Here is a 17,158-nt window from a genome sequence, read left to right as displayed (position 1 = left end):
CGGAGAGTGGCGATGTTACAGCGGGATTACTGTCTGAAAACCCTGGGGGTTGTGCAATACGTTCCCAGGGAGTTTTTTGCCCCGCAAAAGCCCTCACCATCGCCAGTGAAGGCCACCCCGGTGGCGGATGTCAAACCATCACCCAAAAAGCCACTCATTGACCTGAAAATAGCCCAGCCCAGCCAGTCGCCCGCGCCCGCACAGCCAGCAAAAGCACGGTCAGCGGGCGAGGAAGCAGAACCTCTGCGCTTTGCCATGTGTCACTGGCGGGTGGGCGACACCCTGGTGTTTGGTGCCCTGGATTACGACCAGAACCCACCCCAGAACCAACACCAGTTACTCGCCAATATATTGCGCGCTATTGGCCGTTTGGATTCTTCTCTCGCGGAACCGGAGCTGGTGCAATGGCCTGTGGTGGCCAATGCCCCCGGCGGCCTGGAAGATGCCCGCGCCATGTTCGCTTCTCTGTTGAGTGGGCGGGTTGAGCAGAGCGGTTGCAGTCTGGTTTTGGTGATGGGGCAGCGTGCCAGCCAATACCTGTTGCCGGAAGGTCAGAGGGAAACTGGCAGGGGGCAGTTGTCGGAGCGGTGTCAATGGGTGGTTACTCCCGGTCTGGATGACATGTTGGCAGACCCGGCCCATAAGCGCACCACATGGCAATTGCTGCGCCCTGTGACTTCAAACAGTGGGTGATGCATCCATACGCCCCATGGAGCCAGGGGATATTGACGCGGTATCTGCCATTGAAACGCAGGTGTCGCCACACCCCTGGAGCCGCAATCAATTCCAACAAAGTTTAGAATCTTGCCATCACTGCTGGGTGCTGGAATCCAGTGGTCGGGTAGCAGGCTATTATTTGTATTCTCTGGTGGTGGGTGAAGCGGAAGTCTTGAATATAGCGGTTGCGCCCAAATATCAAAGTAAGGGTCTGGGTCGCCAGCTACTCGATCACTGTTTGCTGCAAGCGGCCCAAAAAGCTCGTATGGTATTTCTGGAAGTACGCGCCAGTAACTTTGCGGCTATCCATCTTTACCTGGATAGCGGCTTTAACCAGATTGGCGAGCGCCGGGATTATTACCGAACGGATCAAGGCAGTGAGGACGCGTTGATGATGGCAAAAGAGTTGATATAGATGTTTGAAGCGTAGGAAACATAAAGCCTTGGGAACTTAAATTATCAGCCGAGATAAATTGGGTATTGCTTGCTGTGACGCGCCGTGAATACTTCCCTGTAGGCTCGTCGCCAGCATTCATGCTGGCCACGGTCACATCAAGCAATACCCAATTCACGTTTTGCGAGTTTGTGGGGCAGCAATGATATGAGCCGTAAAATAAAACTGACTATTCCCGGCAAGCTGCTGTTGCTGGATTTGCTGGGGGTGGTGCTGATCGGTGCCGGCCTGTACATGAAACTGACTCAAATGCCGGGTAGCCTGCCGTTACTGTTGATTGTATTTGGCGCTGCCCTGACGCTGCCGCTGATTATTTTTATCGTCAAGCAGGCGGGCAAAAGCAGCAAAAAACCCCGTGGTATAAAAGGCATTATCAAATAAGGAGCGCATTATGGAATTGGATCTCGCCTACTGGCACTGGTTGATCTTCGGCGTTGTACTGGTGGCCGCAGAGATTTTTTTGCCGAGCTTTACTATCCTCTGGTTTGGCCTCGGAGCCATCGTGGTGGGTCTGATCAAGGCGGTGGCCCCGGAAATGGGGTTCGCCACAGAGCTGTTGATCTGGTTGGTGGCGTCCTGCGCCTTTACTGTGTTCTGGTTTAAATACTTCAAACCCCGCATGGCGGACCGCACCACCGCTGGCATCAGTGGCGAGGCCGCCATTGGCGAAACCGGCCATGTGATTCGTGCTCCAGTAGAAGGCAATCGCGGCCAGGTACGCTTTGCCACTCCGTTATTGGGAAACGACGAGTGGGAGTTTATTTGTCAGCAGGATGTAGAAGTAGGCGACCGGGTGACCATTGCGAAAATTTCCGGCAATACTCTGATTGTTAATAAAAAACAATAAATATTTGCACTCATTGCCTGGCTGCGCTGGCAATGACAGGTCTATTCAATAACTTCAGGAGATAGAAAATATGGATTCAATTATTACTCTCGGTATTGCCGTTGTCTTTGCGTTTATTGTTCTTACCAGTGGCGTAAAAACCGTTCCCCAGGGCATGAAATATGTCGTGCAGCGATTGGGCAAATATCACAAAACCCTGCCGCCGGGCTTGAATTTTATCGTACCGTTTTTTGATGCGGTGGCTTATAAGGTAACCACCAAAGACATCGTTCTGGATATTCCCTCCCAGGAAGTGATTACCCGCGATAACGCGGTGATCATTGCCAACGCAGTGGCTTACATCAATATTGTGACCCCGGAAAAAGCGGTATACGGCATTGAGAATTACGAGATTGCCATTCAAACCCTGGTGCAAACCTCGCTGCGCTCCATTATCGGTGAGATGGACCTGGACGATGCCCTGTCTTCCCGGGATCAGATCAAGGCGAAGTTGAAAGGCGCCATTTCCGACGATATTGCCGATTGGGGTATCACCCTGAAAACCGTGGAGATTCAAGACATCAACCCGTCGCCCACCATGCAGAAGGCGATGGAAGAGCAGGCCGCCGCCGAGCGCGAACGCCGTGCCACGGTGACCCGTGCGGATGGTGAAAAAGAAGCCGCCATTTTGGAAGCGGATGGCCGCCTGGAAGCCTCCCGCCGCGACGCCAAGGCCAAAGTGGTACTGGCAGAAGCCACCAAGGAAGCGGTGGAGCGAGTGGCCTTGGCCGTGCAGGACAAAGAGCTGCCGGTGATGTACCTGCTGGGTGACAAATACGTAGACGCCATCCAGGATATGGCGCTGTCGGAAAATTCCAAAACCGTTGTGTTGCCGGCTGATATTCCTGCGGCGGTGCGGGGGATTATGGGAGGGCGGTGATTGCTTTCCTATTGTCGTCATCCCCGCCTGCGCGCACTGCTGTCGGGGGTAACCACCCAAACTGTCATTGCGAGCGCAGCGCGGCAACCCAGTGTCTTTTATGTCACTGATTTACAAGCAAAGCCGTTGAGTCGCCGCGCTTCGCTCGATGACGAGACTATTCCTGTCGCTGATGAGTACTCAATAACATCGCCAACGCTTGCTCCGCCTGTTTTAGCTCGCCGTTTTCCAGCAGTGTAATAATGGCTTCGATGCGTTGTTCCTGTTGCGGGTCTACCGATAGTTGGTTGCCGGTAACAACCACTTTTTCCTCTGCATCGGCAGTTTCGAAACTCAGATCTGACTCCCCTGTGGAGAAACGCTGCTCGCGTAATTCCGCGGCTATTTGCCGGGATTCGAGGGCTTCTTTTTTGCGGGCTTGAGCGGTTTTCGGTGTGCTGGTGGACGCGGGAGAGGGTGCCACAACTGCCAAATCTGCATATCTGGCGGTTTGTGGTTCAACGGACGGTTGCGCCTGTTGATAGAGCACCACGTTAAAGCCTACAGAGGTGGCCAGCAGCAGGCAGGCCGCTGCTGCTACCGGTGTGCTCCAACGGCGCGAGCCAGAATAGCGAACGACATTGACGGCTTTTTTGGGGACCGTTGTCAGGTCTGCTTTGGCGGCGGTCAGGATTTTGTCGTCCAGGTCGCGGGTGATCATGGTTTCCTCTTGGCTCTGTTGGTAGAGCTCGGAAATGGCTTTGTGGTGTTTCTGTTCGTGTTCAGGCATCGCAGGTTGCCTCCATACCCTGTTGCAATTTTTTGATGGCGTAACGCAGGCGGCTTTTGGCCGCTTCCAGGCTACAGTCGATCAGCCGGGCAATCTCCGGCACCGTAAAACCCGCTTCCTCTTTTAACAGAAAAACCTCTCGTTGTTCTGTGGGTAGGGTTTTTAACAGCGCCAGCAAACGCTGCATTTGTTGATGATTGGCGGACTCACCCTGGGGATCAGATGCGGCACACAACGGTTGTTCTTGGTCCCATTCCATCACCGGCTGACGCTGTTGGCTGCGGTAGTGGTCCAGCAGCCGGTTGCGGGCAATGGTGTACAGCCAGGTTTTAAAACTGGCGGTAGGGCGGTAGCGTAACCGCGCCCGGATTACCTTCATCCATATGTCCTGGAAAAGTTCTTCTGCCGCAGAATGTCCAACCTGGCGCCACAGAAAGCGCAGCAGAGCATCTTTGTGGCGGCGGTAGAGGCGCTCGAAAGCAGTTACATCACCTTGCTGCCATTCTTGCATCAATGCGTGATCGTCCATAGGTGTCCTCAGTTCTGTCAGCGTGCAGAAAGGGTTTGGCCCTGCTCCGCTCCTTGAAGGGCTCGCGCCATTTTAACCAATTGAATCATTTCTGCGCGATAGCCCTGGCGGTGATTGCTCTGCGCATACTGAAGTGATGCCTACACTGTATAAACGTCAGCGTTAACCATTCGGGTTGTTGTCAACGGCAGGTCTGCTGCGCCGTTTTTTCAGCAAATGGTCTTTTTGAGGTTGGTGTGATGAAGCTGGTTGTCTCTGTGGCCTGCTGCCTGTTACTGGCGGCTTGTGCCAATACCTACCGTGGCTATGGCCACAGTGGGGTGATTATTGATGAAAAAGGTGTGGATATGGCCGCCTTCCACGGTGACCTGGCGGACTGTGAGGGATACGCCGGTTTTATTAACAAGGGCGAGCGAGTGGCTGGCCGCGCGGCAGAGGGCGCGGTAGTCGGTGGTGTACTGGGCGGTATTTTTGACGGCAGTACCGGCGCTGCCCGAGGTGCTGGCACCGGTGCGGTGTTGTCCGGTGTCAGAGGCGCGCGCTCAGCAGAGTGGGAAAAGCGCCGGGTGGTGCGCACTTGTTTGCGTGGTCGGGGTTATAAAGTTCTTAACTATTAACCCGGCAGTACAAAAGGCGTCCTGCCTTTTGTATTGCGCGCTCAATAAAACCTAACGCACTTGCGCGGAAGTGCTTGATTTTATTGAGCTTGCGCTGGCTTCGCCAGCGGCGGCACATCCTTGTGCCGCATTATTAAACGCAACCTATAAGGTTGCCGGTTTAATAAAACCTGAATCCGTGGCTCCAGTGCGGCGCATGGCATACGTTCTTGATTCCACGGTGGTTTGACGCGTGAGTTGATAGTTACCTCGCGGTCTTCTCGGAATTCGGCCGTGGGTGGGGTTAGTACTTGCTGCGACACGCCGTGAACCCATCCATGGGGGCTCGGATGCGACATCCATGTCGCATACGGTCTCAGCAAGTACTAACCCCACCCATGGCCTACGAGATAGCAGCCAATATTCGCAATGACTCTGTTGTCATCACTCCCAAACGTCAAAGGCATGAATACGGTATTGCTTTCTGTGACCGTGGCCAGCAGGGATGCTGGCGACGAGCCCCCATGGACGGGTTCACGGCGTGTCTCAGAAAGCAATGCCGTATTTATGCCCTCTGGCAAGAATTAACCTATTGCCGAATCGTCAACGTATCTCCCCTCTGCACCAATTCCAGGTGTTGCAACACACTCATCCCGAGCAGAATTTCGTTCTCTCTCATGTGGGGGTTAATGCTGGCGCGCACGTTGCGCATTTCGATTTTTCCAAGAGTGAATTTGTCTACCGTGGTGCTGTAAACCTGAATGGTGCCGTTGGCGGTGGAAGCGTTGTGGCTGCGGCCTCGGCGCAGGTTCAGTTTGGTTTCCAGGTGGCCGGGAATGGACACATCCGTTGCGCCGGTGTCCAGCAGGTATGTCACCACTTTCCCGTTAATAGTGCCATTGGCCACATAGTGCCCCCAGCGATTGCGCTTGAGAGTGACTTCCACCTGGCCGCCGGTGGTCGAGCTGGTGACGTCCCGGTTGGGGTTGTAGCGGCTTTCTTCCCAATCGCCAAATACCCAGGTGAGTAGGGCCAGGACAATAAGCCACCCGGCGATCATCATGCCGCGACCCATGGTTTTTTCCGGAGAGGGTGTTTGTTGTGGCGTCATGGAAACAGCTCCGTTACTTTTTAACCGGCCTTTTGTGCAATTTGCGCTGTAATGTGCGCCGGTGCATCCCCAGCTGCCGCGCACTGGCGGAAATATTGTTGTGATTTTCTGCCAGCACCCGCTGGATGTGCTCCCATTCCAGGCGATCCATGGACGGTGGAGTATCGGCGATGGCTGTGTCCGGATCGCCATCTTCCCCGTGGAAGGCAGACAGTATTTCCGTCAGGGTGGCGGGTTTGCACAGGTAGTTAAGGGCGCCCAGTTTGATGGCTTCTACGGCGGTGGCGACACTGGAGTAACCGGTAAGAATGACTATCTGGCAATTGGGCAGCCGCTGTTTGAGTTCCTGCAGCAGGTGCAGGCCGGATGTCTCTGCCAGTTTTAAGTCGAGCACGGCATGGGAGGGCTGCTCTTGTTCAGCCAGAGCCAGTGCTTGTTGCTCTGTGTTGGCTACCAAAACCAGTTCATCGCGCCGTTGCAGGGAGCGACACAGAGTGGCTGCGAAGGTGACGTCATCATCCACCAGCAGCCATTTGCGCTTGTCGCCGGTCACTGTGCTGGTACCTCTGCCAGTGGCAACAGAACCTGCGTTAAAGTGCCGCCGCCATCGGCGTTATCCATCAGTACCTGGCCGCCGATTCGATTCAGGGTAGTGTGGGTGAGAAATAACCCCAGGCCCATGCCGCCGGCTTTGGAGCTGGTGAACGGCTGGCCCATCTGCTCACGTTGCTGCGGAGTAAGGCCAGCGCCAAAATCGCGCACCATCAACTGCAATTGGTGATGATCCCACTGCACGGCAATGTCAATGTTCGAGCTGGCATCAGCGGCGTTGTTGAGAATGTTGTGAATGGATTGTGCCACTGTGGGCCGGAAGTGCACATCCACCGCCGGGCAGTCGTCCCGCCAGGCAATATCCGCTTTGGCATCCGGGCGCATCACCTGCCAGCGGGTAAACAGCTCTTGCAAATATTGACGCAAGTCGCGCCCCGGTTGCTGTTGGTCGCTGTTGATGTCGGCGGTGCTCACCAGATGTTGCAGGGTGGTTCGGCACTGTTTTACCTGCTCTTGCAGTACACGGAGGTCGTCGTTGTCCTGATGTTGGGCCTCGGCCATATCGTCCAGCAACAGCTGCATGGTATTCAGTGGTGTGCCCAGTTCGTGAGCGGTGCCCGCCGCCAGTGTAGCTACGGCCAAGACTTGATCGTTTCTCAACTCATCTTCCCGCAGCCGGTTGGCGGCGGCTTCCTGGCGGCGCAGATCAGCGGCCATGCTGGAAATAAAAAAGGTGATCAATGCGGCGCTGACGGCAAAGTTTGCCCACATGCCAATAAGGTGGAGGTTGGCATCATCGCCACCGCCGTGGTGATGGTGGTCGGGAGCCAGTGCCATCACCGGGTGGTGGTAGTAAAACAACGCGCCGTAGGCCAGCAGCGACAGCACCGCAATCAGCCAGCTGTAACTGCGCGGCAGGGTTGCTGCGGCGATGCAAATGGGCACCAGGTAGTAAGACACAAACGGGTTACTGGCACCGCCGCTGAAGTAGAGCAGGGCGGAGAAAAACACCATGTCCGCCAGCAAGTGAGCGAAAAACTCCGCTTCTGTCAGTGCTGCCCGCCAGTGGCTTCGCCAAATGCTGGCGGCCAGCACTGTGCTGTAAATTAGCAGGATAATGGTGAGGATATTGCCGGGCAGCCCAATGTCCGACAGCGCCCAAAAATAGTACAGCGCCAGAAACTGACCGCCGATGGCGATACAGCGAATCAGGTTCAGGCGTTTGAGGTTGCGGCGAATCAGCGCACTGGAATTGGGTGGCAGGGTAGGCATGGGCCTATGATACTTGGCGGTGCACCAACGCGTCTTTAATTTTGTCCCGCATATCCATCAGCGATTTTTCTGTGGTTTCCCAGCTGATGCATTTGTCGGTAATGGAAACGCCGTAGGCCATGTCCGGGCCGGCTTTTTGGTTGCCAGCGTGGAGGTGGCTTTCCACCATAATGCCGATAATGGAGTGGTTGCCTTCGGCAATCTGGTTGGCGACGTTGTCGATCACCAGGGGTTGCAGTTCGTGGTTTTTGTTGGAGTTGGCGTGGCTGCAATCCACCATGATGTTGGGAATAACACCCGCCTGTTGCAGCTCGCGCTCGCACATGGAGACGCTCACTGAATCGTAGTTGGGCTTGCCGTTGCCGCCGCGCAATACCACGTGGCCGTAGGGGTTGCCGGCGGTTTCGATTATGGCCACTTGCCCCTGACCGTTAATGCCCAAAAAGCGGTGTGGCTTGGATGACGATTGAATGGCGTGGATGGCAATTTCCAGGCCACCGTCGGTGCCGTTTTTAAAGCCCACTGCGGAAGATAGGCCGCTGGCCATTTCCCGGTGAGTTTGTGACTCGGTGGTGCGGGCGCCAATGGCAGACCAGCTGATCAAGTCCTGCATGTACTGGGGGGAGATGGGGTCCAGCGCTTCGGTGGAGGTAGGCAGGCCCAGCTCTGAAACATCCATCAGCAGTTTGCGACCGATGCCCAGGCCATCCTGAATCTTGAAGGAGTCGTCCAGGTAAGGGTCGTTGATCAGCCCCTTCCAGCCCACGGTGGTGCGGGGTTTTTCAAAGTACACGCGCATCACCAGCAGCAGGGTGTCATCGACTTTGGCGGCCAGCTCTTTCAGGCGCCGGGCGTATTCCATGGCGGCGTCCACATCGTGAATAGAACAGGGCCCAACCACCACCATCAGGCGGTGATCTTTGCGGTCGAGAATATTCTGAATGTCCTGACGGCCTTTGCTTACGACCTCGGCAGCGGTATCGCTGAGGGGCAGTTGTTCTTTCAGTTGGCGCGGGGTAATCAGGGTTTCCTGGGAGGCAATCCGCAGGTTGTCTAACAGCTGTGGTGACATGGTTACAAGTCCGTGGGTGTTTGGCGCAAACCGGCAATACTAGGCAGAGCTTGCCGTGCATGGAAATAGCTAAAATTTATGATACTGAAAATTGATGGAATATGCTTTAAGCGTGTCTCTTGGTTCGTTGCTGTCATCCTTCGCGCAGCGAAGGATCTCTTTGTTTGATCGGAGTGCGATGTCCTTCGTTGCGCTCAGGATGACAGGGTTTGTCCAAACGGCAGCTCCACCCAACAGGGCACCAGGGGGAAGTAAAGCGCCAGGCGCACCGGCAGGTCTTCCATGGCCGCAAACAGTTCTCCGTAATGTTGCAGTTGTTGGTGGTAGTGCCTGGTTTGTTGTTGGCCAAATTCTTCCAGGCTTTGTCCGGCAGCCGGTTGCGCGCTTTTGTAGTCCACAATCCAGCGCTGGCCATCGGCGATAAAGGTGCGGTCTATCACTGCCTGGCGGTGGTTGTGACTGTTGCTGTAGCCCAGGGCCAGTTCGCATTGGCTGTCTTGATGTCGGTTGTCCAGTATCCACAGGCCGCGGTTGTCGTTCAGGCTGTTGGTGAGGGCGGTAGCCAATTGGTTGATGGCGGCGGGCAGGGTATCCGGGGGGGCTCCCAGCTGTTGCAGTTGTACTTGCCAATAACGCTGTTGCTGATCAATGCGTGCCTGGCTCCATTGGGCGGTGCCTTCTGTGGCTACTTGTTGCAGGGTGCGGTGTAGCACGGTGCCTATGTGTCGGGCGCTGGATTCCGGTTGTTCAGAGGCGAGCTCATAGCCTTCGGCGCGGCCCCGGTAATCCGCCAGCAGTGAACCGTTGCAAACAGGTGGCGGTTGCCAGCCGGAGGGCAAGCGGCCGAAGTGGGTAAGGCTGGGGGTGGGGGATTCTGCTTCGATCTGCTCGACCTGGTGCAGACGTGCACATTGCTCCAGGTCCGGCTCCAGCGTAGGCCAGAGCGGTGCCAGCAGGCTATTGATGGGCGGTGTTTTGTAGCCCTCTTTGGGGTTGCTTGTCAGGTGGAACAGCAGGTGCAAGCGTTTAATGGCGCGGGTGGCACCCACGTAGATTACCCGAGCGTTTTCCAGGCGGGTTTTCAGTTTGGCTTCCTGTTTTAAATGCTCGAACAGGTGATCGTCGGAGTCGCCGCTGGCCTGCAATGGCCCCAGTAGCAGTTGCGGCTGGCCGTGGCGGTCGATGCGTTCTCGCCACAGCAGTATTTCGGTGTTGTTGGCAGGGGGGGCTTTGTCCAGGCCGGGAATAATCACGGTGTCGAATTCCAGCCCTTTGGATTTGTGTATGGTCATCAGTTGCAGTTGCGCACTGCTGTTGGCCGGTGGTGCGGCGTACAGATTGTCTACTGCCTGGGTAAAAGCCTGCCAGTCTTGTACCTCGCCTTCGCCGCTGTGCGCTTCCAGCAGGTCGAAATAGCGGCGTACGTGTTGCAAGTCGCCAGTGTCCAGCAGCGCGGCAGCTCCGCCAAGGGCCAGCCAGATGCCCTCTACCCAGCTGCGCAGGGGTTTGCGGCCCCGTTGTTGCAAGCCCGTCAGCAATGGCGGCACTGTGCGATTGAGTATGGTGCGGCCTTCTTCAGAGAGCCCTTGCAGATTTTGCCAGTGCATCAGTTGGCCCAGCAGCAGCGGATGCTGTTCCCCCTCTGCCCTGGGATTGGCACCACAGTGTTCCGTGGCCAGACACTCAATATCCGCCAGTTGCAGGCCGCACCAGGGCGCTCGCAGAATGGCAAGCCAGGCAATGCGGTCTGCCGGTGACAGCAATGCCCTGGTGAGGCTGTGTACATCAATAACGGCCATTTTGGTGGCCAGCGGTTCGATGTCGATGGCCTGCCAGCTCAGTCCCGCCTGGTAGAGCGCGGGCAGTATGTCTTGCAAATGGCTGCGGCCGCGCACCAGTACGGCGATGGAGCCCTGCGGATCATCGGCCTGGGCGCTGTGAATTTTTTCTACCACCAATTGCGCTTCCCGCTGGCGGTTGTCGGCGTCGACAATGGCGTCGATGGTGACTGCGTCTCCGGGCAGCGCCTGTTTAAAGGCCACCGCATCGTTGTAGCGCACCGCGCCGCGGGCGATATCGTCTTTTTGGGGAAAGGCGCGGCGAAACAGTTGGTTGACCCATTCCACCAGGTTGTTTTGCGAACGGAAATTGACCTGCAAATCCAGCGGTTGCAGTTGTATATCGCCAACCGGGTGGCGGCGGGCTTCCAGGAACAACCCCACGTTGGCGCTGCGGAATCCGTACAGGGATTGCATGCCATCGCCGACAATGAACAGGCTGCGGCCATCTTCACTGTCGGGCTGCCAGCCAGCGGTAAGGCGGCGCAGCAGTTGCATCTGGCTGCTGGAAGTGTCTTGAAATTCGTCCACCAGAATATGACGAATGCGGTAGTCCAGGCGCAGGGCGGTGTCGGTGGGGTTGTCTTCCGTGCCCAGGGCACGCAGCGCTGCCAGGGTGACTTCGGTAAAGTCGCAGGCGTTGTTGCGCAAAAATACCAGGCTCAGGCGGGCGCTCAATTGAGGCAGCAGTTCGGTGAGTGCCTGTAATGCCTGCCATTGTTTGTGCGGATATTGCGGGTAGGGCAGGGTGCGAATGTCCAGCAGAATGTCGTGCAGGCCGTCCTGTTTTTTTAATTCGCCAACAAGGGTCAATAGCTGGTCTTTGCGCTCTTTGGCTTGGCCCCGGCCCGCCGGAAAGCCGTCGCGCACATTGATGGTTTTTCGCCAGTCGCCACTTTTAATCAGCAGTAAATTCAGCATTACCTGCCAGATATAGCCATTGTCCGCTGTCGGTTCTGGTAGCTCGCGGCTGTTTTGCAGTTGGCACAGGGGGTGATCCGGGTTGCTGTTGGCCAGGTTGCTGGCGGCGTAGTCCAGCAGCAGCGCCAGTTCGCTTGCCCAGGGCTGTAGTTGTTGGCGGGCTTGTTGCAGATTGTCTGTAATGGTTTGTTGCAGTTGTTGTTCCAGATACGGGCGGGCATCGCGAATCGACAGGATGTGGCTGAGCCATTGCTCCCGTTTGGCCAGCAGGTTGATCAGCAGCCCTTCCAACCGTGGCATGTTGTTGTCCAGGTGGCGCAGGAGGGTGGCTATGGCGTTGGACGTTGGGTGTTCGACGTTTGACGAGGTGCCGGCGCTTGAATCCTCTGCCGAGCTGTCTTTCGTCCAACGTCCAACGTCCAGCGTCGAACTGTCCAACTCTTTAAACAATTCCTGCACCGCTTCCCGATACAGTTCCTGGGGGTTATCTGCCGGTTGTGGCAGTTCACCGAGGCCGTTTTCCAGCACCAGTTGCCGCGCCAGGTTGCGGCATAGACCGTCGATGGTCTGGATGCGCAGGCGACTGGTGGCGGTGAGCAGCTGCCAGTTGTGCTCGGCATCTTTTGCCAACACCTTGCGGGCCAGTTGCCAGGTTTGCCGTTGATGATCGTCGTCTGGCGCGCTGGAGGATTGTGCCAGTTGCAGTGCTTCCACAATACGGTGGCGCATTTCGGCGGCGGCCTTGCGGGTAAAGGTGATGGCGAGCACTTCTTCCGGGTTCTGGCAGGTGGCCAGCAAGGTGAGCACCCGCTGGGTAAGCAGGCCGGTTTTGCCGGAACCGGCGGGGGCGGCTACGGCAAAGGAGCGGCTGGGGTCCAGGGCTTGCTGGCGCTGTTGGTAGTCGGCGGGTTGGGCGGTCATGTTTTTTAGTGCTTGTGTATCGTGGTTTGGTGTTTTCGGGGTGGCATTTCAAAACACGCTGCAAGTACATCCATGTAAGCTCGACAGCAGCATCCATGCTGCTGACGGTTTTGAAATGCCACCCCGAACACACCTTTGATGTCTGGGCAGAGCTCTGAAGGAGTAGAACCGGTATTGCCTTCTGTGACCGCGGCCAGCAAGGATGCTGGCCACGAGCCCCCAGGGAAGGGTTGACGGCGTGTCACAGAAGGCAATACCGGTTCTGCTCCGTTGCTCATGCTGGCACCTTCTGGTTTTCCAATTTGCGTGTAATTTCTGTTTGCTCCGGCCAGCGGTTCAGGGGCAGCAGTTCGCTCTGGTAATAAAATGCCTGGGAGTGGTAGGGGGTGATTTCCGCGTCTCCTTGCTTGTAGCTGGTGGCCAGTTCAGTGAGGGAATCGCGCCATTGTTGCAGCAGTTCCTGCCAGCTTTCCGGCAGCGGTTGGTGCGGAGGTTTGTAGTTTGGAATTAACGCCGGATTGTCGGTGAGCCCCACCATTACTTGTTTGTCGGCATTGATGATGGCAAAGCTGATGGCGCTGGGCGCCTGATCCTGCAGCAGGGCGTAGAGAGGCAGTTGCGGTTCGTTGGGGCGTTCATCCAGCCAGCCGTTGACGGTGGCGTTGCCGGTTTTGTAATCCATCAGCAGGGTTTCGCCGCTGGCGCTGCGGTCGATTCTGTCGATGCGCAATTTCAGTGTCAGGCCGGCAAAGGATTGTTCGATGTCGGCTTCTCTGGCAATTACGGTAAATTCCGGGCGCTGTTTTTCCATGTCCAGCCATTTTTGCAGCAGCCCGGTCAGACGCTCTTGTTCCAGTTGCCAGTAGCGCGGTCCCAGTTCCGGTTTGCGTTGTTGCCAGCGGCGCAGAATGGGTTGGCAGTGGTGTTGAATCAGTGCTTCGATCTGCTCGTTGCCCATGGTCAGCAGTACGCTTTGGCTTTGCAGTTGTTGCCAGATACTGTCCAGCAGGTCGTGAAGAATGGTGCCGCGCTCTGCGGGGGATAGCCCCGTTGTGGGTTCCATCGCTTCCAGGGCGCCCAGCCGCCAGCGGGCAAAGGCGTTAAACGGGCACACTGCCTGGTCTTTTAACAGGCCGCTGCCTCCGCGTACGGATGTGTTGGCGGTATTGAGCGGTGACGGGTTTTCCAGGGCGACCAATTCAACTTGGCTTTCTGGCGGCGCAGCTTCCTGCGGGGTGAATGCTGTGGCCGGGATGTGGGCGATCAGGCCGCTTGCTGCCAGGGTGACATCGCCGTCGAATTGACTGTGGCTGAACAGCAGCTCGTCTGTGCGGCTCTGGTAGGTGGTCAGCAGTTGTTGCGCCAGTTGCAGTTCCCGTTCAGCGCTGGCCCTGGGCATGTTGTGCCGGCGTTGCAGGTCAATGGGCAGCAGTGGGTTGGGCTCTGGTGGTGGTGGCCACTGGCGGTCGTCCATGGCCATCATCCACAGGTGGTCAAAGCGCAGGCCGGCGCCTTCCAGCAGGCCGAGAATTTGCAGCGGCGAGTCTTCGGTTTGGGCCTGGAAGGGGGTTCTTTGGGCCAGCTGTTCCAGTTGCTTCAGGGCTTGACGCAGGTCGATGTCCGGGGAGACCAGTTGCAGTTCGTCAAACTGATCCAGCAGTTGTTGCCAGTGTTCCAGTTGTTGAAATTCAACGCTGTCCAGAGGGCGATTGCCGGGCCAGCCGAGACTTTTCAGCTGGGCGCCGAACAGGGTACACCAGTGATTGTGTTTGCCGCGTTTGGGGGCTTCCCGGCGCAGGGTTTCAAAGTGGCTCAGGGGGTTTGACGTTTGATGTTTGACGTTGGACGAGGTGCCGGCGCCGGAGTTCTCTGCCGAGCTTGCCGGCGTCAAACGTCGAACGTCGAACGTCGAACAATTTGCTGCCTGATTCCACAGTTCACGAAATTCCACACCGCTGAGCTGTGCTTTGGCCAATTCTCGCAGTTGCTTTTCCGCCTGGGCGCGCGATGCCAGCTCCTTTTGCCAGTCGCCCCAGAACGGCGAGTTGAGTACCCGACAGTAGTCCGCCAGGGGCTGGCTGGGCAGGTTGAGTTTGAGCAGTTGTAATGCCGCTGCCACCAACGGTGTGCTGCCCAGTGGGGTGGCGGTGGAGATGTTGAACGGTGCGGTGTAACGGGGGACTTCAGGGTGGCTGTAGTCCGCTTCAAACTGCTGGCGAAATACTCGCTCTACCTGTTGGCGGCGGCTGGGCAGGTCGGGAATGATAATGCCGACCCGACTGTGGGGGGCTGTGGTGAGTTTTTCCTGAGCCCAAATAGCGGCCTGTTGCAGTTCCTGTTGGGGGTCGCTGAATTGTGTTTGTTGATGTTTGTCTGGCGTTTTGTCGGGCCATTGAAAGTGCTGCACTTCGCTGCTGGCAGTTTGCAGTAATTGCAGGTGCAAGGGGGCCAGGGTTTGAAAGTCCACCAACAAGATGCGCTGGCAGGGTTGCAGCAGGCCATTGGCGTAAGCTGTTTGTAAATGGGGCAGGCGCTGATTGGCGGTGATGGCATTGAGTGACTGTAAATGCTGTTGCAGGCTGTGACGCCAGCGCTGTAGCAGTTTGATACCGGGCTCCGGGTACTTTTCCAGTTCGGCATCGTCGATGCACCACAGTTGCAGGTTGTGCTGGGCATCGCGGGCGCTGTTGGCCAGGCCGGTGGCATTGAGCAGAGGCGGTTTTTCACTGTCTGCGTCGATGACTTGTTGCCACAGCAGCAGTTCCTGGGGTTTGGAGAGCACCAGTTTGTCGGCTTGTCCGGCAGCCAGTAGTTGTTGCCATTGTTCGCTCACCCAGTTTTCGATGGCGCAAATAGTGGGTGCGCGCCATGCGGTTTTCCCCTGTTGTTGCTGGTGTTGCCCCCAGGCGTCGAGCATTTTGCTGGCGATGCGATTGTTGGGGGTAAGAATAAGCGCCCCGGATTCGATGTCGGGCAACAGCGGGTTGATGTCGAACAGAGGGGTGAGCATGGTGTGTTTACAGTCCTTGTGGGATGGGGAATGATGGCACATGTATGAATGCGAGCAAAGCTGTTTGCCGCGATCCCGCAGCGGTGATGGGTACCTTTTGAAACACACGGTAAATACGTCCATGTACGCTCGGACGCCGCTTCCCTGCGGCGTACGGTTTCAAAAGGTACCCACCACCACTGCTCAATAAATTCTTCCGGAGGTTTTGGGTTGAGCGATTGTGAACCCGTACCCGCCGTCCCATCCGCCAGCCTGATTTTGTTGCGGGATACGGATAACGGCATGCAGGTGCTTATGGCGCGCCGCAATCCCAGGCTGCGTATGGCTGGGGATTTTTGGGTGTTTCCCGGCGGAGCGTTGGAGGACTGTGATCGCCAGCAGGCAGGTGGTGACGAATTGTTGTCATTCCGTTTGAATGCGGTGCGTGAAACCCAGGAGGAGGTGGCGATAGAGGTTACGCCAGTGGATTCTCTGGTGTATTTCTCTCGCTGGGTTGCCCCGGATCAGATGGCCATGCGTTTTGATACGCGGTTTTTTGCGGTGCGCATGCCAGCGGAGCAAATACCTCAGGCGGATGGCGGTGAGTTGGTGGAGTTGCGCTGGTTTTATCCCGCCGATCTGGTGGCCGGGGCGGACAGCGGCGAGCTGTTGGTGATGTTCCCAACCATGATGAATGCCCGCCGTTTGATGGAGTTTGATACGGTGACGGATGTGTTGGCAGATGCCGCCGGGCGGGTGGTAGAGGCGGTGAAACCGGAGTTGTCGTTTCGCGATGGCAAAGGCGTGGCCCATGTGCCGGTGGAGGTGGGTTTTGGGATTACGGAGTACCCCATCAAGACGGTTTAATTTCAAGCACGGTAGAGTTTACGCAACCAAATTGGCGCAAACCTGCAACTAATTCCTGCGGTTGTGGAGCAGTAAACAGTGCCAGACTCTCCGGTTGTTGGGGCAGATTTTTATGTAACTCCGGCAGCAGGGAGCACACTCGCCTTGCTATGGCTTCGCCAGAGTCTATCCAGTGTATTGATTTGCCTGCTGCCGCACTTAATTCTTCTCGCAACAGGGGGAAATGGGTGCAGGCCAGGACCACGGTATCCAGTTTCGGTGCGCTTAAAAACGGTTTCAGTATTTCCTGCAGTGGCGGTGCGGAGATGGCTGTACCTCGCAATTTTTCTTCGGCCAATGTCACCAGTTCTGATGACCCCACAGAAATGACTTGGCAGTGGCTGGCAAAGTCGTCAATGAGCTGTTGAGTGTACGGGCGTTTTACCGTGCCCGGTGTGGCCAGCAGGCCGATGCATTTGCTCTGGCTCAGTTCCGCTGCCGGTTTGATGGCGGGTACCACGCCCACCACGGGCTTTTTGAAGTGTGAGCGAATACGCGGCAGTACCAATGTACTGGCGCTGTTGCAGGCCACCACCACAATATCCGGGTCAACTCGTTGAATCAGGACCTGGAGCACCCGGTCTACCCGTTCGCTGAGGGTTTGTTCGTCTTTGGTGCCGTAGGGAAAGGCGGCGTTGTCGCAGGCGAATACCAGCTGACACTGGGGCAGGGTACGGCGCAGTTCGGCGAGAATGCTGAGCCCGCCGACACCGGAGTCGAATACCAGAATTTTGGGTGTGCTCAT

The 17,158-nt window shown here is 56.8% G+C and carries 16 protein-coding genes; 7 read left to right on the top strand and 9 right to left on the bottom strand.

The window, feature by feature from the left end; genetic code table 11:
* The first annotated feature begins 12 nt into the window (after positions 1–12).
* The 5 genes from ACVBEJ_RS08890 to ACVBEJ_RS08870 all read left to right on the top strand — a co-directional run bounded on the left by ACVBEJ_RS08890 (position 13) and on the right by ACVBEJ_RS08870 (position 2,937).
* The gene (locus ACVBEJ_RS08890) at positions 13–693 is read left to right on the top strand and encodes a hypothetical protein (protein ID WP_447129274.1); all 681 of its coding nucleotides are present in this window, start codon (positions 13–15) and stop codon (positions 691–693) included.
* Entirely contained in the window at positions 686–1,132 is a 447-nt protein-coding gene (gene rimI / locus ACVBEJ_RS08885) for a ribosomal protein S18-alanine N-acetyltransferase (protein WP_447129273.1), read from the top strand. The genes ACVBEJ_RS08890 and rimI overlap by 8 nt, the downstream gene beginning before the upstream one ends.
* 186 nt (positions 1,133–1,318) lie before the next feature.
* Positions 1,319–1,552: a hypothetical protein gene (locus ACVBEJ_RS08880; RefSeq protein WP_447129272.1), complete on the top strand. Its 234-nt coding sequence runs from the start codon at positions 1,319–1,321 to the stop codon at positions 1,550–1,552.
* A 10-nt stretch (positions 1,553–1,562) separates the two neighbouring features.
* The gene (locus ACVBEJ_RS08875; protein WP_447129271.1) at positions 1,563–2,018 is read left to right on the top strand and encodes an NfeD family protein; all 456 of its coding nucleotides are present in this window, start codon (positions 1,563–1,565) and stop codon (positions 2,016–2,018) included.
* Positions 2,019–2,088: 70 nt separating this feature from the next.
* Positions 2,089–2,937: an SPFH domain-containing protein gene (locus ACVBEJ_RS08870; protein ID WP_447129270.1), complete on the top strand. Its 849-nt coding sequence runs from the start codon at positions 2,089–2,091 to the stop codon at positions 2,935–2,937.
* A 157-nt stretch (positions 2,938–3,094) separates the two neighbouring features.
* Here ACVBEJ_RS08870 and ACVBEJ_RS08865 read toward each other — a convergent pair whose 3' ends face one another.
* Together ACVBEJ_RS08865 and ACVBEJ_RS08860 are read right to left on the bottom strand one after the other, a co-directional pair.
* Positions 3,095–3,706 (bottom strand): hypothetical protein, encoded by a 612-nt coding sequence (locus ACVBEJ_RS08865; RefSeq protein WP_447129269.1) that lies wholly within the window; start codon positions 3,704–3,706, stop codon positions 3,095–3,097.
* Entirely contained in the window at positions 3,699–4,235 is a 537-nt protein-coding gene (locus ACVBEJ_RS08860; RefSeq protein ID WP_447129268.1) for a sigma-70 family RNA polymerase sigma factor, read from the bottom strand. The genes ACVBEJ_RS08865 and ACVBEJ_RS08860 overlap by 8 nt, the downstream gene beginning before the upstream one ends.
* Positions 4,236–4,474: 239 nt before the next feature.
* Here ACVBEJ_RS08860 and ACVBEJ_RS08855 point away from each other — a divergent pair, with 239 nt between their 5' ends.
* The gene (locus tag ACVBEJ_RS08855) at positions 4,475–4,852 is read left to right on the top strand and encodes a glycine zipper family protein (RefSeq protein ID WP_447129267.1); all 378 of its coding nucleotides are present in this window, start codon (positions 4,475–4,477) and stop codon (positions 4,850–4,852) included.
* 568 nt (positions 4,853–5,420) lie between these two features.
* Here the strand turns inward: ACVBEJ_RS08855 and ACVBEJ_RS08850 are convergent.
* From ACVBEJ_RS08850 to ACVBEJ_RS08825, 6 genes are all read right to left on the bottom strand, one after another.
* Entirely contained in the window at positions 5,421–5,942 is a 522-nt protein-coding gene (locus ACVBEJ_RS08850) for a retropepsin-like aspartic protease family protein (RefSeq protein WP_447129266.1), read from the bottom strand.
* 13 nt (positions 5,943–5,955) lie between these two features.
* The gene (locus tag ACVBEJ_RS08845; protein ID WP_447129265.1) at positions 5,956–6,495 is read right to left on the bottom strand and encodes a response regulator transcription factor; all 540 of its coding nucleotides are present in this window, start codon (positions 6,493–6,495) and stop codon (positions 5,956–5,958) included.
* Positions 6,492–7,766: an ATP-binding protein gene (locus tag ACVBEJ_RS08840; protein ID WP_447129264.1), complete on the bottom strand. Its 1,275-nt coding sequence runs from the start codon at positions 7,764–7,766 to the stop codon at positions 6,492–6,494. The genes ACVBEJ_RS08845 and ACVBEJ_RS08840 overlap by 4 nt, the downstream gene beginning before the upstream one ends.
* Before the next feature lie 4 nt (positions 7,767–7,770).
* The gene (locus tag ACVBEJ_RS08835) at positions 7,771–8,838 is read right to left on the bottom strand and encodes a 3-deoxy-7-phosphoheptulonate synthase (protein WP_447129263.1); all 1,068 of its coding nucleotides are present in this window, start codon (positions 8,836–8,838) and stop codon (positions 7,771–7,773) included.
* Between the two features lie 194 nt (positions 8,839–9,032).
* Positions 9,033–12,518: a UvrD-helicase domain-containing protein gene (locus ACVBEJ_RS08830; protein ID WP_447129262.1), complete on the bottom strand. Its 3,486-nt coding sequence runs from the start codon at positions 12,516–12,518 to the stop codon at positions 9,033–9,035.
* Between the two features lie 274 nt (positions 12,519–12,792).
* Positions 12,793–15,528: a PD-(D/E)XK nuclease family protein gene (locus ACVBEJ_RS08825; protein WP_447129261.1), complete on the bottom strand. Its 2,736-nt coding sequence runs from the start codon at positions 15,526–15,528 to the stop codon at positions 12,793–12,795.
* 210 nt (positions 15,529–15,738) lie between these two features.
* Here ACVBEJ_RS08825 and ACVBEJ_RS08820 point away from each other — a divergent pair, with 210 nt between their 5' ends.
* Complete coding sequence (locus tag ACVBEJ_RS08820; protein WP_447129260.1) at positions 15,739–16,374, top strand: NUDIX hydrolase; 636 nt, start codon at positions 15,739–15,741, stop codon at positions 16,372–16,374.
* Here the strand turns inward: ACVBEJ_RS08820 and murI are convergent.
* Positions 16,361–17,158 carry a glutamate racemase gene (gene murI, locus ACVBEJ_RS08815; RefSeq protein ID WP_447129259.1) on the bottom strand — a complete coding sequence of 266 codons (798 nt, stop codon included), beginning with the start codon at positions 17,156–17,158 and terminating at the stop codon, positions 16,361–16,363. The genes ACVBEJ_RS08820 and murI overlap by 14 nt on opposite strands.

It is taken from the genome of Porticoccus sp. GXU_MW_L64 (genome assembly GCF_052983295.1).
Note: the sequence above shows the minus strand (reverse complement) of the source record. Positions and strands in the feature narration are given on the sequence as shown.